At 64.1% G+C, this 26,959-nt stretch carries 26 protein-coding genes; 18 read left to right on the top strand and 8 right to left on the bottom strand.

The genetic code is table 11. The annotated features are described in order from the left end of the window. Positions 1-9 precede the first annotated feature (9 nt). Both BH93_RS25805 and BH93_RS25800 read left to right on the top strand, forming a co-directional pair. Entirely contained in the window at positions 10-1,335 is a 1,326-nt protein-coding gene (locus BH93_RS25805) for an ABC transporter substrate-binding protein (protein ID WP_037171460.1), read from the top strand. Next, positions 1,335-2,414, top strand: coding sequence for an ABC transporter ATP-binding protein (locus BH93_RS25800; RefSeq protein ID WP_037171459.1), 1,080 nt, complete (start codon positions 1,335-1,337; stop codon positions 2,412-2,414). The genes BH93_RS25805 and BH93_RS25800 overlap by 1 nt, the downstream gene beginning before the upstream one ends. On the opposite strand, the gene BH93_RS25795 is transcribed toward BH93_RS25800, so the two are convergent. Both BH93_RS25795 and BH93_RS25790 read right to left on the bottom strand, forming a co-directional pair. After that, positions 2,392-3,702, bottom strand: a complete 1,311-nt coding sequence (locus tag BH93_RS25795) for a cytochrome P450 (RefSeq protein WP_037171458.1) — start codon at positions 3,700-3,702, stop codon at positions 2,392-2,394. The two genes, BH93_RS25800 and BH93_RS25795, sit on opposite strands and share 23 nt — an antisense overlap. Positions 3,703-3,732: 30 nt before the next feature. Next, positions 3,733-5,691 (bottom strand): M13 family metallopeptidase, encoded by a 1,959-nt coding sequence (locus BH93_RS25790; RefSeq protein ID WP_037171457.1) that lies wholly within the window; start codon positions 5,689-5,691, stop codon positions 3,733-3,735. A gap of 54 nt (positions 5,692-5,745) precedes the next feature. Here BH93_RS25790 and BH93_RS25785 point away from each other — a divergent pair, with 54 nt between their 5' ends. The 4 genes from BH93_RS25785 to BH93_RS25770 all read left to right on the top strand — a co-directional run bounded on the left by BH93_RS25785 (position 5,746) and on the right by BH93_RS25770 (position 10,054). Then, on the top strand, positions 5,746-6,360 hold the full coding sequence (locus tag BH93_RS25785) for a TetR/AcrR family transcriptional regulator (RefSeq protein WP_037171482.1): 615 nt from the start codon (positions 5,746-5,748) through the stop codon (positions 6,358-6,360). After that, complete coding sequence (locus BH93_RS25780) at positions 6,357-7,262, top strand: ABC transporter ATP-binding protein (RefSeq protein ID WP_037171456.1); 906 nt, start codon at positions 6,357-6,359, stop codon at positions 7,260-7,262. The genes BH93_RS25785 and BH93_RS25780 overlap by 4 nt, the downstream gene beginning before the upstream one ends. Further along, positions 7,259-8,842: an ABC transporter permease gene (locus BH93_RS25775; RefSeq protein WP_165712867.1), complete on the top strand. Its 1,584-nt coding sequence runs from the start codon at positions 7,259-7,261 to the stop codon at positions 8,840-8,842. Before BH93_RS25780 ends, BH93_RS25775 begins: the two co-directional genes overlap by 4 nt. A 102-nt stretch (positions 8,843-8,944) precedes the next feature. Continuing rightward, complete coding sequence (locus BH93_RS25770; RefSeq protein WP_037171455.1) at positions 8,945-10,054, top strand: GGDEF domain-containing protein; 1,110 nt, start codon at positions 8,945-8,947, stop codon at positions 10,052-10,054. A gap of 157 nt (positions 10,055-10,211) precedes the next feature. Here BH93_RS25770 and BH93_RS25765 read toward each other — a convergent pair whose 3' ends face one another. Beyond that, positions 10,212-10,976: a pirin family protein gene (locus BH93_RS25765; protein WP_037171453.1), complete on the bottom strand. Its 765-nt coding sequence runs from the start codon at positions 10,974-10,976 to the stop codon at positions 10,212-10,214. Between the two features lie 156 nt (positions 10,977-11,132). On the opposite strand from BH93_RS25765, the gene BH93_RS25760 reads away from it, so the two are divergent. The 6 genes from BH93_RS25760 (at position 11,133) to BH93_RS25735 (ending at position 16,203) form a co-directional block, all read left to right on the top strand. Continuing rightward, positions 11,133-12,518: a maltokinase N-terminal cap-like domain-containing protein gene (locus tag BH93_RS25760; protein WP_037171452.1), complete on the top strand. Its 1,386-nt coding sequence runs from the start codon at positions 11,133-11,135 to the stop codon at positions 12,516-12,518. 74 nt (positions 12,519-12,592) lie between these two features. Next, positions 12,593-12,760 (top strand): hypothetical protein, encoded by a 168-nt coding sequence (locus tag BH93_RS25755; RefSeq protein ID WP_155289282.1) that lies wholly within the window; start codon positions 12,593-12,595, stop codon positions 12,758-12,760. Between the two features lie 152 nt (positions 12,761-12,912). After that, on the top strand, positions 12,913-13,353 hold the full coding sequence (locus BH93_RS25750; protein WP_052064821.1) for a glycosyl transferase: 441 nt from the start codon (positions 12,913-12,915) through the stop codon (positions 13,351-13,353). Between the two features lie 128 nt (positions 13,354-13,481). After that, complete coding sequence (locus tag BH93_RS25745) at positions 13,482-14,438, top strand: acyl-ACP desaturase (protein WP_032377482.1); 957 nt, start codon at positions 13,482-13,484, stop codon at positions 14,436-14,438. A 77-nt stretch (positions 14,439-14,515) separates the two neighbouring features. Beyond that, positions 14,516-15,220 carry a M50 family metallopeptidase gene (locus tag BH93_RS25740; protein ID WP_032405193.1) on the top strand — a complete coding sequence of 235 codons (705 nt, stop codon included), beginning with the start codon at positions 14,516-14,518 and terminating at the stop codon, positions 15,218-15,220. A gap of 20 nt (positions 15,221-15,240) precedes the next feature. After that, complete coding sequence (locus BH93_RS25735) at positions 15,241-16,203, top strand: SMI1/KNR4 family protein (RefSeq protein WP_037171026.1); 963 nt, start codon at positions 15,241-15,243, stop codon at positions 16,201-16,203. A 16-nt stretch (positions 16,204-16,219) separates the two neighbouring features. On the opposite strand, the gene BH93_RS25730 is transcribed toward BH93_RS25735, so the two are convergent. After that, entirely contained in the window at positions 16,220-17,623 is a 1,404-nt protein-coding gene (locus tag BH93_RS25730; RefSeq protein WP_037171029.1) for a GntP family permease, read from the bottom strand. A gap of 137 nt (positions 17,624-17,760) precedes the next feature. Between BH93_RS25730 and BH93_RS25725 the strand changes: the two genes are divergently transcribed. The 6 genes from BH93_RS25725 (at position 17,761) to BH93_RS25700 (ending at position 22,768) form a co-directional block, all read left to right on the top strand. Then, the gene (locus tag BH93_RS25725; RefSeq protein ID WP_052064774.1) at positions 17,761-18,717 is read left to right on the top strand and encodes a lysophospholipid acyltransferase family protein; all 957 of its coding nucleotides are present in this window, start codon (positions 17,761-17,763) and stop codon (positions 18,715-18,717) included. Between the two features lie 96 nt (positions 18,718-18,813). Next, positions 18,814-19,809: an ABC transporter ATP-binding protein gene (locus BH93_RS25720; protein WP_037171030.1), complete on the top strand. Its 996-nt coding sequence runs from the start codon at positions 18,814-18,816 to the stop codon at positions 19,807-19,809. Beyond that, positions 19,806-20,561 carry an ABC transporter permease gene (locus BH93_RS25715; protein ID WP_037171031.1) on the top strand — a complete coding sequence of 252 codons (756 nt, stop codon included), beginning with the start codon at positions 19,806-19,808 and terminating at the stop codon, positions 20,559-20,561. The genes BH93_RS25720 and BH93_RS25715 overlap by 4 nt, the downstream gene beginning before the upstream one ends. Positions 20,562-20,663: 102 nt before the next feature. Beyond that, positions 20,664-21,149, top strand: coding sequence for a hypothetical protein (locus tag BH93_RS25710; RefSeq protein ID WP_037171032.1), 486 nt, complete (start codon positions 20,664-20,666; stop codon positions 21,147-21,149). 57 nt (positions 21,150-21,206) lie between these two features. Then, on the top strand, positions 21,207-21,941 hold the full coding sequence (locus BH93_RS25705; RefSeq protein ID WP_037171033.1) for a 1-acyl-sn-glycerol-3-phosphate acyltransferase: 735 nt from the start codon (positions 21,207-21,209) through the stop codon (positions 21,939-21,941). Between the two features lie 68 nt (positions 21,942-22,009). Next, on the top strand, positions 22,010-22,768 hold the full coding sequence (locus BH93_RS25700) for an SDR family oxidoreductase (RefSeq protein WP_037171034.1): 759 nt from the start codon (positions 22,010-22,012) through the stop codon (positions 22,766-22,768). Between the two features lie 77 nt (positions 22,769-22,845). Here the strand turns inward: BH93_RS25700 and BH93_RS25695 are convergent, their stop codons facing one another. The 4 genes from BH93_RS25695 to BH93_RS25680 all read right to left on the bottom strand — a co-directional run bounded on the left by BH93_RS25695 (position 22,846) and on the right by BH93_RS25680 (position 26,811). Further along, a complete protein-coding gene (locus BH93_RS25695) occupies positions 22,846-23,808 on the bottom strand; it encodes a glucose 1-dehydrogenase (protein ID WP_080738878.1) in 963 nt (320 codons plus the stop codon). Between the two features lie 81 nt (positions 23,809-23,889). Further along, positions 23,890-24,684, bottom strand: a complete 795-nt coding sequence (locus BH93_RS25690) for an SDR family NAD(P)-dependent oxidoreductase (RefSeq protein ID WP_037171035.1) — start codon at positions 24,682-24,684, stop codon at positions 23,890-23,892. A gap of 115 nt (positions 24,685-24,799) precedes the next feature. Continuing rightward, positions 24,800-25,648 carry a 3-hydroxybutyryl-CoA dehydrogenase gene (locus tag BH93_RS25685; RefSeq protein WP_277950847.1) on the bottom strand — a complete coding sequence of 283 codons (849 nt, stop codon included), beginning with the start codon at positions 25,646-25,648 and terminating at the stop codon, positions 24,800-24,802. Positions 25,649-25,653: 5 nt separating this feature from the next. Next, complete coding sequence (locus BH93_RS25680) at positions 25,654-26,811, bottom strand: acyl-CoA dehydrogenase (protein WP_032378347.1); 1,158 nt, start codon at positions 26,809-26,811, stop codon at positions 25,654-25,656. Positions 26,812-26,959: the final 148 nt, after the last annotated feature.

The following is a 26,959-nucleotide window of genomic DNA, read 5'->3' as shown; positions in this document are numbered from 1 at the left end:
TCGAACACCATGGCACACATCATCAATCGGCGTGGCTTCCTCACGCTCACCGGTGCGGCTGCGGCCGCCGCAGCCCTCGCGGCGTGTAGCGGCCCCGGGTCGGGCTCGTCCGGCGGCGGCGGTGTCGAAGGCGATGCGAACACCATCAACTTCTGGTCGAACCACCCGGGCAAGTCCCAGGAATTCGAGAAGGAGCTGATCTCGCGGTTCCAGGCTCAGAACCCGGGCCTGACGGTGAATCTCATCGACGGCGGCAAGAACTACGAGGAGGTGTCGCAGAAGTTCAACGCGGCACTCTCGGGCGACGATGTGCCCGACGTCGTCGTGCTTTCGGATGTCTGGTGGTTCAACTACGCACTCACCGGTGCGATCGAGCCCCTCGACAAGCACTTCTCCGCAGCAGGCGTCGATCAGTCCGATTACGTGGATTCGCTTCTTGCCGATTACAACTGGAACGGTAGCCACTGGGCTCTGCCGTATGCGCGCTCGACGCCGCTGTTCTACTACAACAAGGCCGTCTGGCAGCAGGCCGGACTGCCCGATCGCGGACCGGCCACCTGGCAGGAATTCGACGAGTGGGGCCCGCGCATCCAGGCCGTCGTCGGAGACGGCAAGCTCGCCCACGGCTGGGGTAATGCCGTCGACTACCTCGGATGGACGTTCGAGGGACCGATCTGGACGTTCGGCGGGTCGTACTCCGATCAGTTCGAGCTGAAGTTCGACGACCCGAATACCATTGCGGCAGGGAAGTTCCTGCAGGACATGATCCACACCAAGAAGTACGCGGCGGTGTCCAACGACATCGCCAACGACTTCGCCGCGGGCATCCTCGCCTCCACGATCGCCTCCACCGGTGACCTCTCCACGATCAAGGCCGGTGCAGCCTTCGAGTTCGGCACCGCGTTCCTGCCGGCCACCGAGGGCACACCGGGCTGCCCCACCGGTGGTGCCGGCCTGGCCGTCCCCGCGAAGATCTCGGACGAGCGAAAGGTGAACGCACTCAAGTTCATCGACTTCGTCACCAACGGTGCCAACACCGCCTACTTCTCGCAGAACACCGGGTACATGCCGGTCCGCAAGTCGGCGCAGCAGGACCCGTCGGAGATTGCATTCCTCGAGGCCAACCCCAACGCGAAGACGGCCGTCGACCAGTTGGCGCGCACCCGCTCCCAGGACGCTGCCCGGGTGTTCGTACCCGGCGGCGACAAGATCATCGGTAGCGGACTCGAGCAGATCGCACTGCAGAACGCCGATGTGGCAACGACATTCGCGTCCATCTCGGAGCAGCTGCAGCAGATCATCGACCGCCAGATCACTCCGAAGCTGCCGAAGTAATGGCCGCCGTTCACTACGCCGGTGTCTCGCACCGGTACCCGGGAGCCGATTCGCTCGCTGTGGACAGCCTGGAACTCGACATCGCGGACGGTGAATTCATCGTCCTGGTCGGGCCTTCGGGCTGTGGAAAGTCGACGAGTCTGCGCATGCTCGCCGGCCTCGAATCCGTCGAGAGCGGTCACATCGACATCGGCGGAGTGGACGTCACCTCGTTGGCACCGCGGGCCAGGGACGTCGCGATGGTGTTCCAGAACTACGCGCTCTACCCCAACATGACCGTCGGGGACAACATGGGCTTCGCGCTGCGTAACGCCGGAATGAGCAAGGCGGACACCGCAGCACGGGTGCTCGACGCGGCGAAGATGCTCGAGCTCGAGCCGCTGCTCGGTCGCAAACCCGGCAAGCTTTCCGGTGGTCAGCGTCAGCGTGTAGCGATGGGACGCGCCATCGTGCGTCAACCCAAGGTGTTCTGCATGGACGAGCCGCTGTCCAACCTCGACGCCAAGCTGCGAGTGTCGACCAGGGCTCAGATCGCCGGTCTACAGCGACGATTGGGCACCACCACGGTGTACGTCACCCACGATCAGGTCGAGGCCATGACGATGGGTGACCGGGTCGCGGTACTGCTCGATGGCAAATTACAGCAGATCGCTGCTCCGCGGGAGCTGTACGACAACCCCGTCAACACGTTCGTCGCGGGATTCATCGGGTCACCCGGCATGAACCTCGTCGACGCCCCTGTGCACGACGGCGTCGCCGTACTCGGCGAACTGCGCATCCCGGTCCCGTCGTCGGCACGTGAGCGCGTGGTGGTCGGAATTCGTCCGGAATCGTGGGATCTGATGGGCGACGGCACCGGTTTGCAGCTGACCGTCGAGCTGATCGAGGAACTGGGTGCGGAGTCGTTCGTGTACGCATCCGCACCCAGCCTCGACGGTGGGTGGACGACGCCGTCCGGGCGCATCTCGGTTCGGGTCGACCGCAAGCTGTCCATCGCACTGGCCGAAACCGTTCGACTGGTGCCCAAGCTCGACGAGTTGTTCTTCTTCGACTCCGCTACCGGCCTGCGGTTGTCGTAGCCGGCTCACCGAGATCGATCGGCAGGGTGGCCCATCCGTGTAGGACGCGGGTGTTGCGGCGGGTTCCCTCGCCTGCAGAGCGCAGGTGGGGGAACCTGTCGAACAGCGCTTTCAGGCCAACCTCCGACTCGGCCTTGGCCAGTGCTGCGCCCAGGCAGTAGTGGCGTCCGCCCGAGAACGACAGGTGCTTGCCTGCGTTGGCGCGGGTGACGTCGAATCTGTTCGGATCCTCGAACACCAGCGGGTCTCGGTTGGCACCGGCGAGTACGAGGATCACCAGTGATCCTTCGCTGATCGGCACGCCCTCCACCACGACGTCGTGTTTGGCGGCCCGTGCGGTCAGCTGAACAGGAGATTCCATCCGCAGCATCTCGTCGATGGCAGTGGGCCAATGCGACGGATCCTGCTGCAGCACAGCGAGCTGATCGGGGTGATCGAGCAGCAACCGGATTCCGCTGCCGAGCAGGTTGACGGTCGTCTCGAATCCTGCCGCCAGCACCAATCCTGCGGTGGCTCTGAGCTCTTCGTCGTTGAGGCCGACGCCTTCGTCCTTCGCGGCGATCAGCTGGCTCATCAGATCGTCACCGGGAGTGCGGCGCAGCTCGGCGATGTGTTGGGAGAGCCAGGCGTCGAACCCGATCAGCCCACGCTCGACCTGCTTGAACTGGTCCCAGGACAAGCCGATGTCGAGACTCGGTGCGGCCATCTCACCGAACTCGAGAACCCGCTGGTTGTCTTCCACCGGAACGCCGAGGATCCGCCCGATCACCGCGACCGGCAAGCGGGCGCAGTAGCGATCGACGATGTCGACCACCGGAGAACCGTCGGAGAGCTCGTCGAGCAACGCGTCGGCGGTCTCCTGCACCTGATCGCGCATCTGCGCGACGGCCCGAGCGGTGAACACCGAGGACACCAGTTTGCGGTACCGGGTGTGATCGGGCGGTTCGACCGAGAGGAGAGACGGCGGCAGAATCGGGTGCAGGGCACCGGATCTGGTGTGTCGTTCGATCCACTGCAGCGGTGCGGGCAAGGTGCCGCCCAGCCGGGTGACTCGAAAATCGTCGGAGCGCAGCAGGTCGAAGGCCACCCGATGGTGCACGGTGATGTTCGAGATGCGGGTCTTCACCAGCGGAGCCGTGCCACGCAGCTTTTCGTAGACCGGCGTGGGATTCGCCCGCGTCGCGGGATCGGCCACCAGCATGGCTTGCGGGTCACCCGCTGCCGCTGCTCGTCTGGCCGCGAAGCGAATGACCCCGTGTGCTGCAAGCCATCGTACGAATTCCCTCATCCGAACACCCTCCCCTTGTCCTACCCGGTACTACCAGATCTTGACGCGCTCATCCGGCTCCAAGTACAACGCATCTCCGGGCTGTACGTCGAATGCTTGGTGAAAACTGTCCAGATTGCGGACGACGCCGTTGCAGCGGAACTCCGGCGGCGAGTGCGGATCGACGGCGAGACGACGGATCGCCTCGGCGTCTCGTGCCTTGGTGCGCCATACCTGCGACCAGCCGAAGAACACGCGCTGCAACCCGGTCAGGCCGTCGAGCACCGGCGCTTCCTTGCCCTCGAGCGAGATCTCGTAGGCGGCGACCGCGATGGACAGGCCGCCCAGATCGCCGATGTTCTCACCGATGGTGAATTCGCCGTTGACCTTGTGCCCTGGCAGCGCCGCGGGTTCGAACTCGTTGTACTGCTCGATCAGGGCCGTCGTGCGCTTGCCGAACTCGGTGCGGTCGCTGTCGGTCCACCAATCGACCATGTTGCCGTCGCCGTCGTACTTGGCACCCTGGTCGTCGAATCCGTGGCCGATCTCGTGGCCGATCACCGCGCCGATGCCGCCGTAGTTGGCCGCGTCGTCTGCCTCCGGGTCGAAGAACGGTGGTTGCAGAATGGCTGCGGGAAAGACGATTTCGTTCATGCCGGGGTTGTAGTAGGCATTGACGGTCTGCGGCGTCATGAACCACTCGTCTCGGTCGACCGGACCGCCGAGCTTGTCGAGGTCGCGCTGGTGGTCGGCGGTGTAGCCGCGGCGGTAGTTACCGAGTAGGTCGTCGGCGCTGATCTGCACGCCCGAGTAGTCGCGCCAGCGATCGGGGTAGCCGATCTTGGGGGTGAACTTGTCCAGCTTGTCCAGAGCCTTTCGACGCGTCTCCGGACTCATCCATTCGAGTTCGGAGATGTTGCGGCGGTACGCCTCGGTGAGGTTCTCGACCAGCACCTGCATCCGCGCCTTGGAGTCGGCGGGGAAGTGGCGCTCGACGTACAGCTTGCCGACGGCCTCGCCGAGAACGTCCTGCACCAGGGAGACTCCACGCTTCCAGCGCTCCCGGTTCTCCTCGGTGCCGGTCAACGTCGTTCCGTAGAACGCGAAGTTCTCGTCGACGATCGCGCTCGTCAGGAAGGGCGCGCGCGAATGTACGACGCGCCAGGCGAGCCACGCCTTCCAGGCTTCGATGTCCTCGGAGGCCCACAGTGCAACAAAGGTGCTGAGGAACGACGGCTGCCGCACGACGATCTCGGCGAACTGCTCGGTCGTGGCTCCGAGGCCGGAAATCCATGCAGCCCAATTGAATCCGGGCTCGTTCTTGACGAGGGTATCGAATCGAACGAGGTTGTAGCTCTTCTCGGCATCACGCCTGGCGACAACATCCCAGTGGCCTGCCGCGATTTTCTGCTCGAGGTCGAACACCGTCTGTGCGTCGTACTCGATACCGCTGAGCGCGAACATCTTCGAGATGTGCGCGATGTAGCTCGTGCGAATCTCCGCGTATTCGTCCTGGCGGTAGTACGACTCGTCGGGCAGACCGATACCGGACTGGCTGAAATGCACGAGGTAGCGATCGGACTGCTTGGCGTCGGTGTCGACGTACTGGCCGATACCGCCGCCCACGCCGGTGCGTTGCAGTGAGCCGAGAACGCCTGCGAGCGTGACCAGGTCGGCCGCGTCGGCGATGGCGGTGAGCTCGTCGGCGATGGGGGTGACGCCGAGCTGCTCGGCACGATCGGCGTCCATGAAGCTCGAGAACAGGTCGCCGATCTTCTGCGCGTCGCTGCCCACGGGGGGATTCGCGGCGGCGGACTCCTCGATGATGGTCTGCACGTCCACCTCGGCGCGGTCGTACAACGTTCGGAAGGCCCCGTCGACCGCACGGTCGGCCGGGATGTCGTAATCCTCCAGCCATTTGCCGTTGACATGCACGAAGAGGTCGTCCTGCGCCCGTGTGTTCTCGTCCTGGTAGCTGAGATCAATGCCCGAGTTCACTACTGAAGTCATGCGTCCATCTTTACACTCTTGCGCTTGATTGAACGGGTGTTTAATGTGTTGTACATGCGTACAGCAACCGAGGATCTCACGACCAGGGCGAGGATCCGCGATACCGCGATCGACGTCTTCGGCGCACAGGGCTTCACCGCCGGGTTGCGGTCGATCGCCACGGCGGCAGGCGTCTCACCTGGGCTCGTCAACCACCATTTCGGATCCAAGGAGGGTCTGCGAACGGCCTGTGACGAGCACGTTCTGCGGGTGATCCGGGAATCTAAGACTGCGTCGGCCGGCCCCGCCGGGATGATGGAGCAGCTCGCTCGCATCGACGAGTACGTGCCGCTCGTCGCCTACATCGTGCGCAGCTTCTCGGCGGGCGGCGCACTGGCGCGAGAGTTGTTCGAGCACATGGTCGACGACGCCGTCCGCTACATCGACGACGGTGTCCGCGACGGCCGGTTCACGCCCAGCCGAGACCCCGCGGCACGCGCCCGATTCATGACCAGACAGAACGTGGGCGGCCTGCTGCTGTACGTGCAGATGGCCGGCCCCGACGTCGACTTCCGTGAGGCTCTGACCGCGCTCGGTGACGAGGTCATGCTCCCGGCTCTCGAGCTCTACACCGACGGACTGTTCACCGATTCACAAGCTTTGGACGCGTACCTGGAGGCCAAGAAATGACCGAGGCAATCGAAGTCGACGGATTGGTGAAGACGTTCGGTTCGGTCCGGGCGCTCGACGGACTCGACCTGCGCGTCGAAACCGGGGAGGTGCACGGCTTCCTCGGTCCCAACGGAGCAGGAAAATCCACGACGATTCGCGTGCTGCTCGGGCTCGTCCGGGCGACGTCCGGCACCGTGCGACTGCTCGGCGCGGACCCGTGGGCCGACACCGTGGCGTTGCACCGACGTCTGGCCTACGTCCCGGGCGATGTGACGCTGTGGCCGTCACTGACCGGCGGTGAGGTGATCGATCTGCTCGGACGGATGCGCGGCGGCATCGACGCCACGCGCCGCGCCGAACTGCTCGAACGATTCGCTCTCGACCCCGGCAAGCGCAGCCGAACGTACTCCAAGGGCAATCGGCAGAAGGTTGCACTGATCTCGGCCCTGGCATCGAATGTCGAGCTGTTGATTCTCGACGAACCCACATCAGGACTCGATCCGCTGATGGAACAGCACTTTGCCGACTGTGTGAAAGATGCTGCCCGACGCGGAGTCACGGTGCTGCTGTCGTCGCACATCCTGTCCGAGGTCGATGCGCTGTGCAGCTCGGTGACCATCGTCAAGGACGGTCGAACGGTGGATACCGGCACGCTGGCATCGATGCGGCATCTCACCCGAACGACGGTGACCGCCACCGTCGATCGAGTACCGGACGACCTCGCAACACTCGCCGGAGTCACTGCGGTCGATGTGGATTCATCGGGTCGTTCCGCAGGGCCTGGCAGAACTACCGTCACCTGCACAGTGGAGAACGAGGCCCTCGCTGCGGTGATGCACGTCCTGGCCGATGCGGGAGTGCAGAGCTTGGTCAGCTCCGCTCCGACTCTCGAGGAGCTGTTCATGAGGTACTACGCATGAGCGGCCTGAGCGGGACGGGGGCACTGCTGCGGTTGTACCTGCGCCGCGATCGCCTGGTAGCGCCGATATGGGTCGTTCTGCTCGGAGCGCTCCCGCTGCTGTACGCGGTCAGCTTCGAGGGGCTGTATCCGACGGCGGCAGACCGGCAAGCGTTCTATCTCGGCACCGAGGCAGTGCCGGCACAAGCAGCGCTCGTCGGACCGATCTTCGGCAGCGACCTCGGTGCCCTGGTGGCGTGGCGCGCCGGCCTGATGCTCACCCTCGTTCCCTTGGCGGCGATCCTCACCGTCGTGCGGCACACCCGCGGTGAAGAGGACGCGGGGCGCACCGAGCTGATCGGGTCGACTGCAGTGGGCAGGTACGCAGGGCTGACAGCGGCCGTGTTGCTTGCCGGCGGCGGCGTTGTGGCGACGGGAATGTTGGCGTTCATCTCGCTGTGGGCATTCGGTCTGCCGATGACCGGGAGCCTCGCGTTCGGTGCCTCGATCGTCGTCGTCGGTGCGGTGTTCGTCGGCTGTGCGGCGCTGGCGGCACAGGTGGCGTCCGGGGCGCGTGTGGCTCGCGGTTACGCCCTCGGCGTGTTGGCCGCAGCGTTCGTTCTCAGAGCGATCGGCGACATCGGCTCGGGAACCCTGTCGTGGTTCTCACCGATCGGGTGGTCGGCGCAGGTGCGGCCGTTCGCCGACGAGAGGTGGTGGCCGCTGCTGCTGTCGCTGGCGGCTGCAGCAGCGTTCTGCGCCGCGGCATTCGTGGCAGCCAGTCGACGCGATCTCGGCAGTGGTTTGCGGGCGGAGCGCCGCGGCCGGGTGGCTGCCGTTCCTTCACTGTCCGGTCCCGTCGCCCTTGCCTGGCGACTCTCTCGCGGAACCATCGTCGTCTGGACCGTCGGGCTCGCCCTGTTCGGCATCGTCATCGGATCGTCCACGGACGGGATCGGTGACCAGCTCGGCAGCAGCACTGCTATCAGTGACGCGCTCGGAAAATTCGGCGGCACCACACTCGAACAATCGTTCATTGCCGCAGTGCTGAGCATCGTCGGCATCATGGTGGCGGCCCACTCGGTATCGGCCCTGCTGCGGCTCCACAGTGAGGAAGAGGCGGGCCTGGCCGAGATCGTGCTGGCCACCGGTACCTCGCGCCTTCGGTGGCTGGCAGGGCATCTACTCCTCGCCGTTCTCGGCCCGGCGTGGCTGCTGCTGGTCGTCGGCCTCGCCGTCGGGCTGACGTACGGGTCGGCCACCGGCGATATCGCAGGCGAACTGCCGTCCGTTCTCGGTGGCGCACTGGGTCAGCTTCCGGCCGTGTGGGTGGTGACGGCCATCGGCGTGGCGTTGTTCGGTGCGGTCCCCCGGTTCGCGACCGTCCTGTGGGCGGTCCTGGGCGGCTTCGTCGCGCTCGGCCAGATCGCGTCGGTGGTCGGCTTGCCGCAGCCGTGGCTCGATCTGTCGCCCTTCACCCACGTGCCGCGATTGCCGGGAGGGGCCTTCTCTCTCGAGCCCTTCGGATGGCTCCTCGTGGTCGCCATCGTCGTCGGTGCCGTGGGATCGGGAGCATTCCGTCGAAGAGACATCCGAGGGTGACGACGGTCGAATAGCATTGTGGGTGGTCGATATGTCCGGCCCGGCCCGGGGGTGACGCGTCCGGTCCGGTGAATTCTGGGCCGGAACCCGCATGGAGGTAACGTGCAGTCTCCATTCCTGCGCACGTGGTGGAACCAGCCGCACAGCTACGAGTCGGTGGTGAGCTACCTCGATCTGCACGGTGCGCTCACACCGTATCGACTCGCCGCATCACTGAGCACCTTCTCCTACGGGCTCGGTGCGGCCGCACTGCTGCTGCTCACCGACACACCTCCGGCCTCGACGATCGCCAGGGCGATCTTCGTCGTCGCGATCGTCTCGACGCTCGTGGTCGGTATTGCCTGGCTGAGGGCCCCATGGCCCTCCAAGCGCGTGTCCGTGACGTTCGCCGCGTACTCGGACATCGGAACGACATCGGTTCTGTTGGCCTACGGATCACCTCAGGCCGCCATCTTGGCCCTCGCGATGCTCGCCGCCAACAGCGTCTACGTCCAGCTCTTCCACAGTCCGAGAGTCATGGCGCTGCATCTACTGTGGGCCGGAACGGCCGTGACGCTCTTCTTCGTGCTGATCCTGCTGTCACCCGACACCGATCACGGCCTGGCCGTCGCGCAGCTCGTGGTGCTGATACCCATCACGTTCATGGGCCCGACGTTCTTCCAGTACCTGCTGCTCAAGCTTCAGGTACAAGCCCAGGCGGCCAACTTCGATCCACTCACCCAGGTGCGCAATCGTCGAGGCCTGGACGAGGCATTACCGGTCTACTTCCTCGGTGCAGGCAACGTTGCAGTGATGGTCGTGGACGTGGACAGGTTCAAGTCGATCAACGACCGGTTCGGTCATCACCAGGGCGACACGGCGCTGCAGCTCGTCGCGCGTCGGTTGACGAAGGACGGTGTGTTGGTCGCCAGGGTGGGCGGTGAGGAGTTCGCGGTGGTGACCAAGTTGGCCGCACACGAGGCCAGAGCATTGGCCGAAGAGTATCGAAATGCAGCGCACTCGGCGGGGGACTCCGCGCCGCTGACGGTGAGCATAGGTGTCGCGCACTGCACGTACCCCAGTGCCGAAGGCTCCGGGATCGGTGCCGACGTCGTCGCACTCACCACGCGATTGTTACGACGAGCAGACGCGGCGATGTACGAAGCCAAGAAGCAAGGCGGCAACCAGGTGGCGGTGGCGGACCTGTCGGCCCGAGGTGATCTGACTACCTGAGGCCGACCGGACTGGCTGAGGCGACCGGGATGGCTGAGGCACCGAGACGCGAGTGCCTCAGCCCAGAATCAGTTCGGCGTCGAGTCGTCGTACTGGTTGTCGCCCTGCACACATGCCCCACGTGTTCCCGTGATCAAGTTGTCAGCGAACGTATATGTCAGCCACCGAGACGCGAGTGCATCTCCCAGATCAGCACCTCGGCCGGCTCGGTAGCGGTAATGCGTTGTCCGCCAGTCGAACTCATGCGGACGGCATCGCCCTCGTACAGTTCACCGACGCCCTCCATCGAGACGGTGCCGCGGGCGACGAAGACATGGACGAAAGGCGCGTCCGGCACCGTTACCGATTTCCCGGGCAACAACCTGGCGGCGTGCAGCGCCGCCGACTTCTGTGAGATGCCGATCGCGGCCTCCCCGCGGTGCTTCTCCATGCCCGACGCCACGGTGACCAGCCCGCCGCGCAGCAACTCGTCGCCGATTTCGAGTTGTTCGTATCCGGGCGTGGTGCCAGGACTGTCCGGCAACACCCACATCTGCACGAAGCGAACGGGTTCGGTGTGCCGATTGCCGTCGATGTTCCAGGAGTCGTTCTTCTCCGAGTGCATGATGCCCTTGCCCGCGCTCATCCGTTGCGCGAGTCCGGGATAGATGATTCCGGAATGGCCTATGGAGTCCTGGTGCACCAGCGAACCCTGCACCACCCAGGTGACGATTTCCATGTCGCGATGCGGGTGCGTCTCGAAACCCTGACCGGCAGTGACGATGTCGTCGTTGTTGACCAGCAGCAGTCCGTGATGGGTGTTGTCGGGGTCGTAGTGCTGGCCGAAGGAGAACGAATGTTTCGAGTCCAGCCAGGACACACGGGTTTTCAGTCGATCACCTGCGCGGTGCACATCGATGTGGGCGGTCAGTGAAGCGGACATGTGACCACTGTACGAGCATGTCGGTGCACCGGCGTACGACCTGCATAACGTTCGGGTGTCGTTGCCGTCGGTGTGTGAGCGGCGCCGGGAGTGGGTAGGTTTCGCTTCGTACGGTCACAGCTCCGCAAACTCCCAAGAAGGCGGCGAGAGATTCTCATGGTCGGTTCCAGCTCGAGTGCTTCACGCACGGTCGAACCTCAGCTCACGGAGGCGCTGGCGACATGGCTACCGGCGCAACGGTGGTTCGGTGCGAAGGGGTCGACCGTGGATTCCGTGCAGATCCTCGAACGCGAAGTTCTTCGTGACGAACCGCATTTCGCGGCCGAGCACCTGCTGGTGGAGGTGCGAATGACACAGGACGGCGCGGTGGTGACGCAGACGTATCAGGTGCCGCTGGGCTTCCGCACCGAGCTGACCGACGAGCTCCGGCCGTGGGTGCTTCCGGTGGTGGGCGAGGTGGCCGTGTTCGACGGTTTACGAGACCCTGAGATCATCGGCCTGTACGGTGACGCCTTCGCTTCCGGAAATTCCACGGGCAGCATCGAATTCAAGATCGTCGACGGTTCGAGTGTGCCGAGCGGTCTGCCCGGTCGGGTTCTGGGGGCCGAGCAGTCCAACACCTCGGTGATTCTCGGTGATCTGCTGCTGCTCAAACTGTTTCGACAGGTTCCGCCGGGCGTGAGCCCCGATGTGGAACTGCATCGCGCTCTGGCGGAGGCAGGCAGTGCCAACGTCGCGCCGCTGCGGGGCTGGCTGGAAGCCGTCGTCGGCGGTGAGCCGACCACTCTGGGCATGATTCAGGACTTCGCTGCGAACTCCACCGAAGGCTGGACCGCAGCGCTGGCAAGTGTTCGCGAGGTGTTCGATTCCCCCGATACGCCGATCGAAGAACTGCCCGGCGATTTCGCTCGGGGCGCGCACCGAATCGGAGCAGCCGTGGCGCAGGTGCACCACGACCTGGCCTCGGTGCTGGGTACCGTCGAACGCTCGGTCGAATCGACCGCTGTCGAGGAGATTCTGGCTCGTATCTCGGGCGTGGCGCGGGTGGTGCCGGAGATCGCCCAGTACATTCCGGCGGCGACGGCCCTCATCTCGCGGGCCGAGGCCTCGAACAGCACCACCGTGCAGCGTATCCACGGCGATCTGCATCTGGGGCAGGTGTTGGGTACTCCCGAGCGGTGGCTGCTCATCGACTTCGAGGGCGAGCCGGCCAAGACCTTGGCCGAGCGTAGGCAGATGGACAGTTCCCTGCGGGATGTCGCGGGAATGCTTCGCTCGTTCGACTACGCGGCGAACCATCTGCTGGTCGATCAGCCCGAGGACCCGTCTATGCGAGAGCGAGCCGACCAGTGGGCTGCGCGGAGCATCACCGCGTTCTTCGACGGCTACGCCTCGGTGGCCGGGCACGATCCGCGCGACGAGGCCGACCTGCTGCGCGCATACGAACTCGACAAGGCCGTCTACGAGGTTCTGTACGAGGCGCGCAACCGGCCGACCTGGTTGTCGTTGCCGATGCGTGCTGTGGAGCGGTTGGTGAGCTGATCGGTGAGCTGGGGGTGCACGTCGACGGGCCCGTCTACGACAAGTACCGTATTGCCTGACACGGGAGGCAGGACATGAACGGTATTTTGGCAATCTTCGGCATCGCGGTGGTCGTCATCACCATCCTCGTTGTGGTGGTGCTCGTTGCGGTGTTGTTCGTCGCGTCGATCAAGCCCAACAGTCTCAACATCGACCTGGACCGCAAGAAGCGCGCTCGGGAAGAAAGTTCCTCCAAAGCCTGAGACGTCCGTCACGTCCGAGACCGATGTGCCCGTGTTCGGAGTTGTATCGAAGCGAAGCGCCGATCGACGCTTCCGGTTCTACAACTGGAGATCACGTGAGCACCTCGCTGAAAGCCTCGGCTACGCCTGGGCCGTCGGGCTGTGCGCCCCGTATGAAGTCGAGGATGCTCGGAGAGTCGGTTCTCGCTCAGTTCACTCGGTTCGTGATCGTCGGGGTATCGAGCAACGGTGTGTACGCCCTGTTGTTCGTGGCCCTCGCATCCTTGGGATCGTTCACGGCCAATCTCGCGGGTGTTGCTGCCAGCACTGTCCTGGCCAACGAGTTGCACCGCCGTCACACCTTCCACGCGGCCGGCCGGGTCGGCTGGTTCCAGACGCAGTGGGAAGCCGGCGGGCTCGCCCTGATCGGTCTCGGTCTGAGTACCGCCTCACTGGCCGCGATGCACGTCCTCTTTCCTGGTGCAGCGGCCTACACGCAGGTTGTGGTGGTGATCGCTGTCAGCGGTCTCTTCGGGGCCGCCCGTTTCCTCGCCCTTCGCGGGTGGGTCTTCCGCGCACCGAACTTCTCCGGCCTCGAACCTGTCCAGCAATGACCTGTGAGGTCGCACCACTCGGTGTCGGCGTCGGTTGCTACCTCTAACAGAATCTCGGCGAGGCTCCACACCCGTCGCACTCTTGGCTCTAGGCTCGTGAGCTGACGTCGATGCGAGGAGACATGCCAATGGCGAGGGATCTGACACAGCTCGAGCTTCTGCAGGAGCTGGTACCCACTGCCGAAGACAACGTGAACCGTCACATCACGATGGCGCGCGAATGGCATCCCCACGACTACGTGCCGTGGGACGAAGGCCGCAACTTCGCCGCCCTCGGCGGCCAGGACTACGACCCCGAACAGTCCAAGCTCTCCGACGTCGCCCAAGCCGCGATGATCACCAACCTGCTCACCGAGGACAACCTGCCCTCCTACCACCGTGAGATCGCCGAGAACTTCTCCCGCGACGGAGCCTGGGGCACCTGGGTCGGCCGCTGGACCGCCGAAGAGAACCGCCACGGCATCGTCATGCGCGACTACCTCGTCGTCACCCGCGGCGTCGACCCCGTCGCCCTCGAAGAAGCCCGCATGATCCACATGACCAACGGCTACGCCTCCCCCGCCGGATCACAGGTCGGCCTGCTGCACTCGGTCGCGTACGTCACCTTCCAAGAACTCGCCACCCGCGTCTCGCACCGCAACACCGGCAAGGTCTGCGACGACCCGATCGCCGACCGGATGCTCCAGCGCATCGCCGCCGACGAGAACCTGCACATGATCTTCTACCGCAACATCACCGGCGCGGCGATGGACATCTCCCCCGATCAGACGCTGCAGGCCGTCTCGGACATCGTGACCAACTTCGTCATGCCCGGTGCCGGGATGCCGAACTTCCGCCGCAACGGTGTGCTCATGGCCAAGCACGGCATCTACGACCTGCGTCAGCACCTCGAAGACGTCGTCTGGCCGGTACTGCGCAAGTGGAACGTCTTCGAGCGCAACGACTTCACCGCACGCGGAGAGAACAAGCGCGAAGAACTCGCCGCGTTCCTCGAAGACCTCGAACGCCAAGCCACCAAGTTCGAGGAAATGCGAGACCGCTCCCTCGCCCGCGAACGCGCCAAAGCCGAAGCACGCGCGTCGTAGTGCCTGCGGCAGTGCCGTGGTTGAGTCCCCTCAGCGGCACTTAACCATGCCACTGCGGCGAAGCCGCATACTTGGGTGTGAACGAATTCTGGGACCGCATCTCCGCGGTGAGTCCTGATCCACCGGTGTGGATCGTCCAAGTTGCTGCTCTGGTTGCACTCGTCATCGTCGTGTTGCCGCAGACGTGGCGGATCGCACGCAACGTGGTCACCATTGCGCACGAGGGCGCGCACTTGTTCGTCGCGCTGATCACCGGCCGACAGCTGATGGGGCTGCGACTGCATTCCGATACCTCGGGCGTCGCGATTTCGAAGGGTAAGCCCACCGGCCTCGGCGTCATCGCGATGACCTTCGCAGGTTATGTGGGGCCGTCGCTGCTCGGGCTCGGTGCCGCGTTCGTGCTCGGCACCCAGCATGCGGTGGCGGTGCTGTGGATCGGCGTCATCTCGATTGCATTGATGCTGTTGATGATTCGCAACATCTACGGCTTGCTGTCGCTCGTCGTTGTGGGCGCTGCCCTGTTCGTCGTCTCCTGGTGGGGCACCGGCGAACAGCAGGTCGCGGCGGCGTATTTCATCACGTTCTTCCTGTTGATCGCCGGCCCGCGGCCCGTTCTCGAACTGCAGAAATCGCGCAGCGCCGGACGGGCACGGGACTCCGACGCCGATCAACTCGCCCGACTGACCTTCCTGCCCGGCATCGTCTGGGTCGGATTGTTCCTGCTCGTCACCGTCGGCTCATTGGCGTTGGGGGCGTGGCGCATTCTCGTTCCGGTGCAGTGACGCTCGTCTAGGTTAGGACCGTGACCCTCACCGAGGTATGGACCTTGTACATGGCGATGCTTCGTGAACGCGCGCCCGTCACTGCTGCGTCGATACGGCCGCCACGGGCCCCGGGTGAGCGTGAAGCCGCCGAACGTGCGACGACTCCGTGGCCGGATGAGTTGCGCGAGTTCTACGGGCTGCACGACGGGCAGAGCGAAACCTACGGCGAGCAGTACGTACCGGTCGGATCCGTGCTGCCGGATTTCACTCTTTCCTCGCTCGACCAAGTTGTGGATCGGCACAGGTTCAGCCTCGAAAGCCCGCACGAGATCGACGATTTGGGTCCCGACTGGCCGGCCATCGTTGCAGTTCAGGAGGCCGGGGAGACGGCGGAAATGTTCGTCCCGGCGTATGTTCCGTTCGCCGAGGACGGCGCAGGCGGAACGCTGTACGTCGACACGCGCGCAGGTGCCCGTGAAGGTTGTATCCGTATGTTCACCTACGACGGTGCCGACGGGGGCGCACCCTGGTACGACTCGCTGACCGAATACATCACCGCCCTGTATCGCAGCGTGGAGACCGGCTCCGAGATCTACGACGAGCTGACACCCACGTTCGTGGACGACGTGCTCTACTGGCGCGATCCTGCGTTGTCGGGGGGATCGATGGAATATGCGGCGACGCTACCGGTCGTCCGAATACCCTTTGCGCTTATCGACTTTCGACCATCCCAGCTGTCGGACGACGACGACTTGCTCGATCTCGACCAGGTACGCCGCACCGTCATCGCCACCGCTCGGAGGCTGCACCCGCAGGCCGTGGTCGAAGACGCCCGAGCGGTATATCGGCAGGTGCCGCGTCTGCGGGGTGCGAACATGAATTGGTGGGTGTGGATGGACGGTGCAGATGTCATCTTCACCGCGATCGTTACCGGAGAGGGACACGACGTCATCGTCCTGGAACTTCCGCCAGGGGGATGCAGGCTCGAAGTCGACGAGTGAGTTCGTCGAAGCCGGCCTAGAACACCACCCACAGCAGTGATGCGACCGCGAAGATTGCCAGTCCCAGTGTGGTTTCCATGACGGTCCATGTCTTGAGGGTCGTCTTCTCGTCCATGCCGAAGAAGCGGCTGACGAGCCAGAAGCCGGAATCGTTGACGTGGGAGAGCACGGTGGCTCCGGCGGCCAGTGCGAACACCAGCAGAGCGATCTTGAAGTTGCTCAGATCCAGCTCGGCGACCTGCACCGAGATCAACCCAGCGGTGGTGGTGAGAGCGACGGTGGCCGAACCCTGCGCGACGCGTAGCGCGGTGGCGATCAGGAAGGCCTGCAGCAGAATCGGCAGCCCGATGTCGGACAACGAGGCCGTCAGGGACTGCCCGATGCCGCTGGCTCGCAGCACTCCACCGAACATGCCGCCTGCACCGGTGATCAGGATGATCGAGCAGATCGGTCCGAGGGCCTGGTCCATGTACTTGGCACCCTCGGCCACCGGGAAGCGTCCGGGCGCGAGGATGAACAGCGCCAGCAGCAAGGTGATCAGCAGCGCGATGGGCGTCTGGCCGATGAGAGTCAGGGCAGCAGCCCAGGTTTCGTCTCCGGTCAGCACACCGGAGGTGGTCAGAGTGTTGACGACGGTGTTGAGCGAGATGAGCACCAGTGGCGTCAAGAGAATGAACAACACTGCGGCGAACTTCGGGGCCGGGTCGCGGAGCGCGGCCATCGCCTTGTCGTGTTCCTCGGTGTTCTGCGATCCGTCTGCGAAGAGGTCTGCAGGCATGGTGACGAATCGTTTGCCGAGCTGGGTACCGACGAGGTACGAGCCGACGAACCAGGAGACGACGGCGACGGGAACGCCGATGAGCAGTACCGAACCGATGTCTCCGCCGAGCAGTTCGGTGGCAGCGACCGGGCCGGGGTGCGGCGGGACGATGGCGTGCATCGCGGCAAAGGCCCCCGCGGTGGGGAGGGCGTACAGCAGAACCGATCCGCCGAATCGTTTGGCAACGGTGAAGATGATCGGCAGAAAGACGACGAGACCGGCGTCGAAGAAGATGGGGAAGCCGAAGATGAGCGCGGCGACACCGAGTGCGAGTGGTGCCCGTTTGGCTCCGAACCGGTTGATCAGAGTGTCGGCCAATACTTGTGCGCCACCGGTGATTTCGAGCAGACGCCCGACCATCACACCCAGTGCCACCAGTAGCGCAACCGAACCGAGGGTGGAACTGAAACCGGAGAGCAACGCATCGGGGACGTCTGCAAGTGGGATTCCCGCGGCGACGGCGGTGACCGCGCTGACCAGGACCAGGGAGACGAAGGCGTGCAGTTTCACCTTCATGATGAGGAAGAGCAGGATTGCCACGGCTGCAGCGGCGATCAGCAGCAGCGCCGTCGTGCCGTAGGCCGGTTCGATCGGATCCATCGGTGTACCTCGTTCGTTCGGCTCGAATTTCGACCATAACGGACAGGTGGGACGTCGCGTGGGGTAACGAGCGCTGGTTGTCGGTCGGCGGTGGACGGGTGGAGTACCGTGCGGGTATGAGTGATGGGGATCACGTAATGGGTGGGGACGGTGCCGGAGCATCGACGGAGGAGTCGACGAAGGAGCAGTTGCGCGAGCAGGCACAGCGCTACGCGGCGGCGGCCCGGCTGAAGATGAAGGAGCGTCGCGAGAAGGCGTCCGGTGGTCTCGGAGCGGTGGTTGCCGATCGCGCGGGCGGCTGGGACCTCGACGATCAGAACACCGTGGCGATGGACCGTCAGCAAAAGCTCTGGAACGGGGTGATGGACCGCTACTTCCGGATGGAGATCGACGGGTGGGAGACCATTCCCGAGTCGCCGGTTCTCGTCGTCGGGGTGCATTCGGGTGCGCCGTTCGTGTGGGATGCGTGGACCGTCGGCGCACAATGGTGGCGACACTTCGGCGAGAAGCGCATTCTGCACGGAACCGCGCACGATGCACTGATGGCGTTCCCGTTGATCGGCAAGGTCTTTCGATCCATGGGTGTGCTTCCTGCTGCGCCGGACTCGATGTCGACGGCATTGGCCGAGGGCCGCGATGTCATCGTGTGGCCGGGTGGTGAGGTCGATTCTCTGCGGCCATGGGGCAAGCGTGACGAGGCGACGCTCGGTGGCCGAACCGGCTTCATCAAGCTCGCTATTCGGATGGGCGTACCCATCGTTCCGGTGGCAACAGTGGGCGGTGCCGACGCCATGCCGGTACTCATTCGCGGAGACAAGCTGTCGAAAGCGTTGAAGCTGGACAAGATTGCGCGGTTGAAAGTCTTTCCGATCGCGATCTCGCTTCCCTGGATCATTGCGCCCGCGGCGCTCCCGCAGATTCCGTTGCCCGCGAAGATCCGTACCCGATTCATGCCGCCGATCGAACTCGACCACGATCCGGCACTGTGCGACGACGAGGCCTACATCGACGCGAAGTACGAGGAGGTGCGCTCGAGCATCCAGTCCGGGATGGATGCCCTGGCCCGCAAGCGGAAGTTCCCCGTTTTCGGTTGATTTCGCCTGTCCTGGCAACGCGGACCGAAGCTGACCGCGATCGTTCCTAACGTCTTTCTCGTACGGATTCACTCAGTGCGACGAGGGGCGTGGCAGATGATCGAAACTTCGGGACTGACCAAGACTTTTCGGCAGGGCAAGAAGACCGTGGAGGCGGTGCGCGGCATCGATCTGACGATCGGTGAGGGAGAGCTGGTGGCTCTGCTCGGCCCGAACGGGGCAGGCAAGTCGACCACTCTGCGCATGTTGACGACGTTGCTCGAACCGACGTCGGGCTCGGCGCGGATCGCCGGATTCGATGTGGCGAAGGATCGGGACCGTGTTCGACGCAGTCTCGGCTACGTCGGCCAGGGCAACGGTGCGGGGCACAATCAGCGAGTCCGAGACGAACTGGTGGTGCAGGGGTTGTGCTACGGCATGACTCGTGGACGATCACGCACTCGCGCAGACGAATTGATCGAGGCACTCGAACTCGGCGAGCTCGCGGCCCGCACCGTGTCCACGCTGTCCGGTGGGCAGCGGCGTCGACTCGACATCGCGTTGGGGTTGGTGCACCGGCCACCGTTGCTGTTTCTCGACGAACCGACCACCGGGATGGACCCGCAGAGCCGAGCGAATCTCTGGGATCACATTCTGCGGCTCAGACGGGAGATGGGCACCACCATCGTGCTCACCACGCACTACCTCGACGAGGCCGATTCGATGGCCGAGCGGGTGATCGTCGTCGATCGCGGTACCGTCATCGCCGACGACACCGCCACGGCCCTCAAATCGGAACTGGCCGGTGATCTGATAGTCCTCACCGCGTCCGACGCGTCGGCGCTGGGTGCGCTCCTGGGCGGTGTTGCCGGAGTCAGAGACGTGACGGTTGCGGGTTCGCGGTTGAACATTCGGGTCGAGCGAGCCGAGGTGGTTCTTCCGGATCTCCTGCGGCTCAGCGAGTCTCACGGGATCACAGTGCACACGGCGGACATGACGCGACCTACCCTCGACGACGTTTTCCTCGGCCTCACCGGGCGCAGCCTTCGGGAGAGCGCCGCAGCGGGCAGCTCTTCCCTCGAAACCGCAAGCACGGCAGGAGAACTCCGATGAACGTACTCTCAGGAAGCGCCTTGGTGATGGGCCGCGAACTGCGGCCGATGGTGCGCGATCCGTTCACGGTGATCTTCAGTCTCATCCAACCGCTGATCCTGCTGGCGCTGTTCGGCCCGCTTCTCACCGAGGTCCCAGGTCTCGGCAGCGGGAGTGTGTGGGACTGGTTCGTTCCAGGGGTGCTCGCAATGATCACCATCTTCGGGACGTCGATGACGGGCTCGAACCTGCTGGCCGAATTGCAGCAGGGTTCACACGAACGGATGTTGGTGACGCCGCTGCCGAGGTCGTCTCTGCTGGTCGGCCGCGCGTTCAAGGAAATGGTGCCGTTGGCCGCTCAGGCCGTGCTGATCGTCCTGGTGGCACTGCCGCTCGGGTTGTCGGTGAATCCCGTCGGCGCGGTCGTGGGAATCGTGCTGCTCGGTGTGTTCGGTGTCGGGCTCGGCGCGTTGTCCTACACGCTGGCTTTGGCTGTGCGCGGCCAGGATTGGGTGTTCTGGTCCATCCAACAGACATTGATGTTCCCCCTGCTCATCCTGTCGGGCACCATGCTTCCACTGACCGCGGCCCCGGGATGGATGCAGTTCTTGGTCAACATCAACCCACTCGGATATCTGGTCGATGCCGAACGTGCACTGTCCGCCGGTGACTTCGCGAGTTCGACGGTGATGGCAGGTGTGGTCGCAGCCGCCGCCACTGCGGCGGTCGGACTTGCCGTCGGGATCCGGGCCATGGGTTCCTCGCGGGTGTGAGGCCGGCTCGAACCGTTCGCGCTGCTCACAGCGCTGCACAACTGAGCACTCGAGCGCAGACTGGCAGTCGTCCAGGCAGGGTTCACGAGGAGTGCAACGCCGATGAACAGTCGATCGACCATAGGATGCGCGGTAGTTCTCCTTGCTCTCGCGGGGTGTTCGTCCACAGAAGAGAACCCGTCCACCACGGCTGAGCAGCCGGCCGCAACATCGGTGGAATCCGTGCAATCGGTGGAAGCGGATTCGGGTGAGTCGGACTTCTGCACGCTGTACGCCACCCAGGTGGCACAGGGTCTGGCCAACCTGCGGGAAGCAGAGGCGGGTGGTATCGAGGCGGCCGAATCCATTGCCGCAGAACTCGCGACGAAGGCCCCGGTGACACAGTCGGAGCTGCAGGCCGTCGCTCCACCGGAGCCGTTGGCGTGGCTACAGGCCATGGAAGAGGCCGACGCCAAGGGTGCGGCCGGCGACTTCAGCGCGATGGATGGTGTGTTCGAGAACCTCACCCTCCTCACCGATTGGTCGATCGCGAACTGCGGTCCCGAGTACGCGCCGATCTTCACCGAATACAAGGCGATCATCGGGTAGGCGATACGAAGCAGGCTTCGGGCCCGGCGGCACAGTTCGAACCACTAAGCTCGGTTCATGGATCGGCCAGCGGTAATTCTCGAGAACGATGTGACGGTGTACGACTTCTACCTGCGTCACCAGCAGAATCGTCAGGTCGCGAGGCTGGCGTACGCCACCTTGGCCAGGCGCTTCCGTCCGCGGGTGTCGTATCCCGACGGTGCCCGTGAGGAATTGCGTCGTCTGGTGTACGACAACACCCGTCTGCTCATCGCGGTCAATCATCTGACCGAGAACGATCCCTACACCCTCGCAGCGGCGGCCTGGGCGTCGCCGCTGCGTCCGGTGATCGGGCGCACGAGAGTGCTGGCCAAGGACGAATTGTTCCAGGAACCCAAGCAGCGCAGGCGAATCGACATGATGGGCGGCATCCCCGTCTTTCGTGGCAAGAACCACGGGATGCGAGCGGTCAGCGCGGCCGGCAACCGCATGATGGACGTCAGCGCCGAGCGTATGAAGCGGGGCGACGACCTCGCAGTGTTCCCCGAGGGCACCTGCAACCTGGAGGATCCGACGACGGTGCAGCACGTCGGCAGCGGCATCGGACACATCGCGCTGCGCGCACGCAAGCTCGGCGTCGAGCCGGTGCTGATCTGTATCGGGTTGAGCTACGGCCCTACGACGAAGGTCAAGCAGGCGAGCGTGTACATCGATACGCCCATCACCGAACTGCCCGAGAAGCCGATCGACATCACACGCGTGGTGGCGCAGGGAATGCAGAAGGCGCTCGACGGAGCGGTGGCTGCGTACTGACTGCGCCGCCGGGGTTGGTAGAAACAGATGACAGGTAATTCGATTCGGCGTGTTCCTAGGAGATATTCGTGAGCGATCAGATCAAGACGGCCATCGTCACCGGTAGTGCGCGTGGAATCGGCGCTGCGGTGGCGAAGCGGCTGGCCAAGGACGGTTTCGGAGTTGCCGTGGTGGACCTCGACGAGGCCGCGTGCAGCGACACCGTCGGCGCGATCCAGGCCGCAGGTGGGCAGGCAGTGGCCATCGGTGCCAACGTCGCCGACGAGGAATCGGTCCAGACCGCAGTCGATCGCATCGCGACCGAGTTCGGTGCGCCGACCGTACTGATCAACAACGCCGGCATCACTCGCGACAATCTGCTGTTCAAGATGACGGTGCAGGACTGGGATTCCGTACTCGGTGTGCACCTGCGTGGATCGTTCCTGATGACCCGCGCGGTCCAGAAGCACATGATCGACGCCAAGTGGGGCCGCATCGTCAACTTGTCGAGCACGTCCGCCCTCGGTAACCGTGGCCAGGCCAACTACTCGGCAGCCAAGGCCGGCATGCAGGGATTCACCAAGACCCTCGCCATCGAACTCGGCAAGTTCGGCGTCACAGCCAACGCCATCGCCCCGGGATTCATCGAGACCGAAATGACAGCAGCGACCGCAGAACGTGTCGGCATGCCGTTCGAGGACTTCAAAGCTGCTGCGGCGTCGCAGATTCCGGTCAATCGCGTGGGACACCCCGACGACATCGCGCACTTGGCCTCGTTCTTCGTCAGCGAGGGTGCCGGCTTCATCTCGGGTCAGGTCGTCTACGCCGCCGGTGGGCCGAAGGACTGACGTCTCCAGATGCGTGAATGGACCATTCACGAGCCCAGACGGGTGTGAATGGTCCATTCACGCAGAACGGATGTCGACTACGGCGTCGGCATGCCGCCGTTGACGTTCAATGTCTCGCCGGAGACGTAACCCGACTCGGCCGACGACAGGTAGACGTAGGCACCGGCGATCTCGGCGGGTTGCCCCGCACGTCCGAGCGGAGTTTCCTTGCCGAATTCCGGCAACGCCGACGTCGGCTGCCCGCCTGCAGCCTGCAGTGGTGTCCAGAACGGTCCCGGGGCAACAACATTGACGCGAATTCCCTTGGGTGCCAACTGCTGCGCAAGCGCCTTGCTGATGGTGTTGATGGCCATCTTTGTGGTCGCGTAATCCACCAGACCGGGTGAGGGTGTGTATGCCTGTATCGAACTGGTGTTGACGATGGTGGAACCAGCGGGCATGTGCGGCACCGCTTCCTGGATGATCCAGAACAATGCGTAGACGTTGGTTTTGAACGTCTGATCGAACTGCTCGGACGACAGGTCGGCCAGATCCTCGACGAACTGCTGCTTACCGGCAACGTTGATCAGCAGGTCGAGGCCACCGAGTTCGTCGACGGCGGTGCGCACGATTCCACGCGCGGCCTGCTCGTCGGTGATATCTGCCGGAGCCAAGACTGCGGTGCGTCCGGCGTCGCGTACCAGCTGAGCAACGTCCTGTGCGTCTTTTTCCTCTGACGGTAGGTAGTTGAGAACCACGTCGGCACCCTCGCGGGCGATGGCAATCGCTGCTGCTCTACCGATTCCGGAGTCGGCACCTGTGACGAGCGCTTTACGGCCGGTCAGGCGGCCGGAACCGCGATAGCTGTCCTCACCGTGGTCGGCGAGGGGCTGAAGGTCTGCGGCCAGACCGGGCGGATCCTGATGCTGCTCAGGGAATCCGTCCTGACGGTACTGCGTGACGGGGTTGGTGAAGGTGTACTGATCGCTCACTGTCGAATCTTCTCCGAATGCGGTGAAATGCGTGAAGAACCTTTGCTTGATCCTGTGTGCTTCACGCATGCCCCGAACCGGTCGGCCACAAACTGTGACCGATCGGACCGGCCTTACGGTGCCGCTGAGAGGGGCCCGTGAGGCCGGAACTCAGGGCAGTATCGAGTCGACGTAGCCGCCGTCGACGCGTAAAGCGCCGCCGGTGGTCGCGGAGGCTTGCTCCGAACTCAGGTACACGATCATGTTGCCGATTTCCTTCGGCTCGATCAGCCGTCCGATGAGCGATTGCGGACGATGTTCCTTCATGAATGTCGCCTGAGCCTCGTCCCACGGCAGTTCGTCGCCGACGAGTTCTGCGACGAACTTTTCGACGCCCTCGGTGTGAGTGGGCCCGACGATCACGGAGTTGACCGTAACGCCAGTTCCTGCAGCGGCTTTCGCGAATCCGCGGGTCACCGCCAGCAGCGCGGTTTTCGTCATTCCGTAGTGGATCATTTCCTCGGGAATCACCACCGCGGAATCGCTGCAGATGTTCTGGATTCTGCCCCAACCGGCTTCGGTCATCGCCGGCAAATACGTCCTGATGAGTCTGATGGCCGAGAGCACGTTCACCTCGAAGTAGCGACGCCACTCGTCGTCGTCGATTTCGAGGGCCGGCTTGGCCCCGAAGATTCCGAGGTTGTTCACCAGAATGTCGACCACCGGGACCGTGGCGAGCAGCGTTTCGACCCCTTCGGCCGTCGCGAGATCGGCTGCCACGACGATCACTCGTGCGCCGGGTACCTCGGTGAGCAGTTGCTCTTCGGCCGAATCGAGCGCGGATGCGCTACGACCGTTGAGAACGACGCGCGCACCGGCACGGGCCAATTCGGTGGCAATGGCCAGTCCGATGCCCTGGCTGGAGCCGGAGATCAATGCGGTCCGGCCGTCGAGATCGATGTTCATGAAGCCTCCCAATGTTGTGGAACGACTCCAGTGTGCGCCTCCCCGAAGACGTGAATGGTCCATTCACCGGCCCTGACGGGGGTGAATGGACCATTCACGCAGACTCGGGGGACTACTACGAATACGTGTAGAAACCCTTACCGGTTTTGCGTCCCAGCATGCCCGCGTCCACCATGCGCTGCAGCAGCGGCGGCGGAGCGTAGTGCGGTTCACGGAACTCTGCGTAGAGCGACTCGGCCACCGCGAGGGTGACGTCGAGGCCGACGGTGTCGGTCAGACGCAGCGGACCCATGGGGTGAGCGCAGCCGTTGACCATGCCCTCGTCGATGTCCTCGGCACTGGCGAAGCCGGACTCGAGCATGCGGATGGCCGAGACCATGTACGGGATGAGCAACGCGTTGACGATGAATCCGGCGCGATCTCCGGCGCGAATCGTCTTCTTGCCCAACGTGTTGCCCGCGTAGTCCGTCACCGCGGACACTGTCTCTTCGCTGGTGAGCAAGCTGACGACGATCTCCACCAACGGAAGCACCGGCACCGGGTTGAAGAAGTGCACTCCGACCACCTTGTCGGGACGCTTCGTCGCGTTGGCCATCTTGATGACCGGGATGGACGAGGTGTTCGTGGCCAGGATTCCCTCGGGCTTGACGATGGAATCGAGCTTGCCGAACAGGTCGAGCTTGAGCGATTCGATCTCCGGCGCTGCCTCGACCACGAGGTCGCGGTCTGCGAAATCGTTGATGTCGAGCGTCAACGTGATTGCAGCACGGGCCTTCTCGGCTGCATCGGCTTCGATACGGCCGGACTTGACGGCGCGAGCGAAGGACTTGTCCAGGCGGGCTTCTGCGGCGTCGGCCGTCGCCTGGCTCGTCTCGAGGATCAACACGGAACTGCCGGAGCGAGCGCACATTTCGGCGATACCGGCACCCATGGTGCCGCCACCGATGACGCCTACGAGTTCGATATCGCTCATTTGAGCAGCGCCCGCGACATGACGACACGCTGAATCTGGTTCGTGCCCTCGTAGATCTGGGTGATCTTGGCGTCGCGCATCATGCGCTCGACCGGGAAGTCGGTGGTGTATCCGGCACCGCCGAAGAGCTGCACGGCGTCGGTGGTGACCTCCATGGCTACATCGGAGGCGAAGCACTTCGCTGCTGCGGAGATGAACCCGAGGTTCTTCTCGCCGCGCTCGGCGCGGGCTGCAGAGCTGTAGACCATCAGGCGTGCGGCTTCGACCTTCATCGCCATGTCGGCGAGCATGAACTGCACGGCCTGGAAGCTCGAGATCGCGGTGCCGAACTGCTTGCGGTCCTTGGTATACGCGATGGCTGCGTCGAGGGCACCCTGTGCCAGGCCGACGGCCTGCGCGCCGATGGTCGGACGGGTGTGATCGAGGGTTTCGAGAGCGGTCTTGAAGCCGGTGCCGGGCTCGCCGATGATGCGATCGCCGGGGACCTTGCAGTTCTCGAAGTACAGCTCGGCCGTCGGGGAGCCCTTGATGCCGAGCTTCTTCTCCTTGGGACCGACGACGAATCCCTCGTCGTCCTTGTGCACGATGAACGCGGAGATCCCGTTGGCACCCTTGTCGGGGTCGGTCACTGCCATCACGGTGTACCAATCGGACTTGCCGCCGTTGGTGATCCAACACTTGGAGCCGTTGAGGATCCAGTCGTCACCGTCGGCCTTGGCGCGGGTACGCATTCCCGCTGCGTCAGAGCCCGCTTCCCGCTCGGACAGGGCGTACGACGCCATCGCACCGCCGGCGAGGGAGGGCAGGACCTGCTTCTTGAGCTCCTCGGAGCCCTTGAGAATCAGTCCCATCGTGCCGAGCTTGTTGACGGCGGGGATCAGCGAGGACGAGCCGCAGACGCGAGCGACCTCTTCGATGACGATGCAGGCTGCGACCGAGTCGGCACCCTGACCGTCGTATTCCTCGGGAACGTGGATTGCGTTGAAGCCGGAGGCGTTGAGGGCCTTCAATGCCTCTTCCGGGAAGCGTGAGTCCTCGTCCACCTCTTTGGCGTACGGAGCGATCTCCTTCTCCGACAGTGCCCGAATGGCCGCACGCAGTTCGTCGTGCTCCTCGGGCGATTGATACAGATCGAAGTCGGGATTACCGGCCATATCGGCCACGCTCCTTGAATGTAGGGGGATCAGCACTGACCGATCAGGGCACTCAGTGCCAAGGATGCACCCATCGTACGTCCGCAGCTCGCTCGTTTCAAGGGTGGGTCCACGTTATGCGGCACTGAGTGCCACAGTGTCGGTTGAG

The organism is Rhodococcoides fascians A25f, assembly GCF_000760935.2.
Classification (GTDB): Bacteria; Actinomycetota; Actinomycetes; order Mycobacteriales; family Mycobacteriaceae; genus Rhodococcoides.
Note: the sequence above shows the minus strand (reverse complement) of the source record. Positions and strands in the feature narration are given on the sequence as shown.

Bases quoted from the DNA above. Each gene is read 5' to 3' on its own strand.
- BH93_RS25765 (WP_037171453.1), bottom strand. From the start codon at position 10,976: ATGTCCGCTTCACTGACCGCCCACATCGATGTGCACCGCGCAGGTGAT.
- BH93_RS25725 (WP_052064774.1), top strand. From the start codon at position 17,761: ATGGGTGGGGACGGTGCCGGAGCATCGACGGAGGAGTCGACGAAGGAG.
- BH93_RS25755 (WP_155289282.1), top strand. From the start codon at position 12,593: ATGAACGGTATTTTGGCAATCTTCGGCATCGCGGTGGTCGTCATCACC.
- BH93_RS25715 (WP_037171031.1), top strand. From the start codon at position 19,806: ATGAACGTACTCTCAGGAAGCGCCTTGGTGATGGGCCGCGAACTGCGG.
- BH93_RS25705 (WP_037171033.1), top strand. From the start codon at position 21,207: ATGGATCGGCCAGCGGTAATTCTCGAGAACGATGTGACGGTGTACGAC.
- BH93_RS25710 (WP_037171032.1), top strand. From the start codon at position 20,664: ATGAACAGTCGATCGACCATAGGATGCGCGGTAGTTCTCCTTGCTCTC.
- BH93_RS25690 (WP_037171035.1), bottom strand. From the start codon at position 24,684: ATGAACATCGATCTCGACGGCCGGACCGCATTGATCTCCGGCTCCAGC.
- BH93_RS25750 (WP_052064821.1), top strand. From the start codon at position 12,913: ATGAAGTCGAGGATGCTCGGAGAGTCGGTTCTCGCTCAGTTCACTCGG.
- BH93_RS25785 (WP_037171482.1), top strand. From the start codon at position 5,746: ATGCGTACAGCAACCGAGGATCTCACGACCAGGGCGAGGATCCGCGAT.
- BH93_RS25730 (WP_037171029.1), bottom strand. From the start codon at position 17,623: ATGGATCCGATCGAACCGGCCTACGGCACGACGGCGCTGCTGCTGATC.
- BH93_RS25760 (WP_037171452.1), top strand. From the start codon at position 11,133: ATGGTCGGTTCCAGCTCGAGTGCTTCACGCACGGTCGAACCTCAGCTC.
- BH93_RS25720 (WP_037171030.1), top strand. From the start codon at position 18,814: ATGATCGAAACTTCGGGACTGACCAAGACTTTTCGGCAGGGCAAGAAG.
- BH93_RS25805 (WP_037171460.1), top strand. From the start codon at position 10: ATGGCACACATCATCAATCGGCGTGGCTTCCTCACGCTCACCGGTGCG.
- BH93_RS25795 (WP_037171458.1), bottom strand. From the start codon at position 3,702: ATGAGGGAATTCGTACGATGGCTTGCAGCACACGGGGTCATTCGCTTC.
- BH93_RS25800 (WP_037171459.1), top strand. From the start codon at position 1,335: ATGGCCGCCGTTCACTACGCCGGTGTCTCGCACCGGTACCCGGGAGCC.
- BH93_RS25745 (WP_032377482.1), top strand. From the start codon at position 13,482: ATGGCGAGGGATCTGACACAGCTCGAGCTTCTGCAGGAGCTGGTACCC.
- BH93_RS25695 (WP_080738878.1), bottom strand. From the start codon at position 23,808: ATGCGTGAAGCACACAGGATCAAGCAAAGGTTCTTCACGCATTTCACC.
- BH93_RS25775 (WP_165712867.1), top strand. From the start codon at position 7,259: ATGAGCGGCCTGAGCGGGACGGGGGCACTGCTGCGGTTGTACCTGCGC.
- BH93_RS25680 (WP_032378347.1), bottom strand. From the start codon at position 26,811: ATGGCCGGTAATCCCGACTTCGATCTGTATCAATCGCCCGAGGAGCAC.
- BH93_RS25780 (WP_037171456.1), top strand. From the start codon at position 6,357: ATGACCGAGGCAATCGAAGTCGACGGATTGGTGAAGACGTTCGGTTCG.
- BH93_RS25790 (WP_037171457.1), bottom strand. From the start codon at position 5,691: ATGACTTCAGTAGTGAACTCGGGCATTGATCTCAGCTACCAGGACGAG.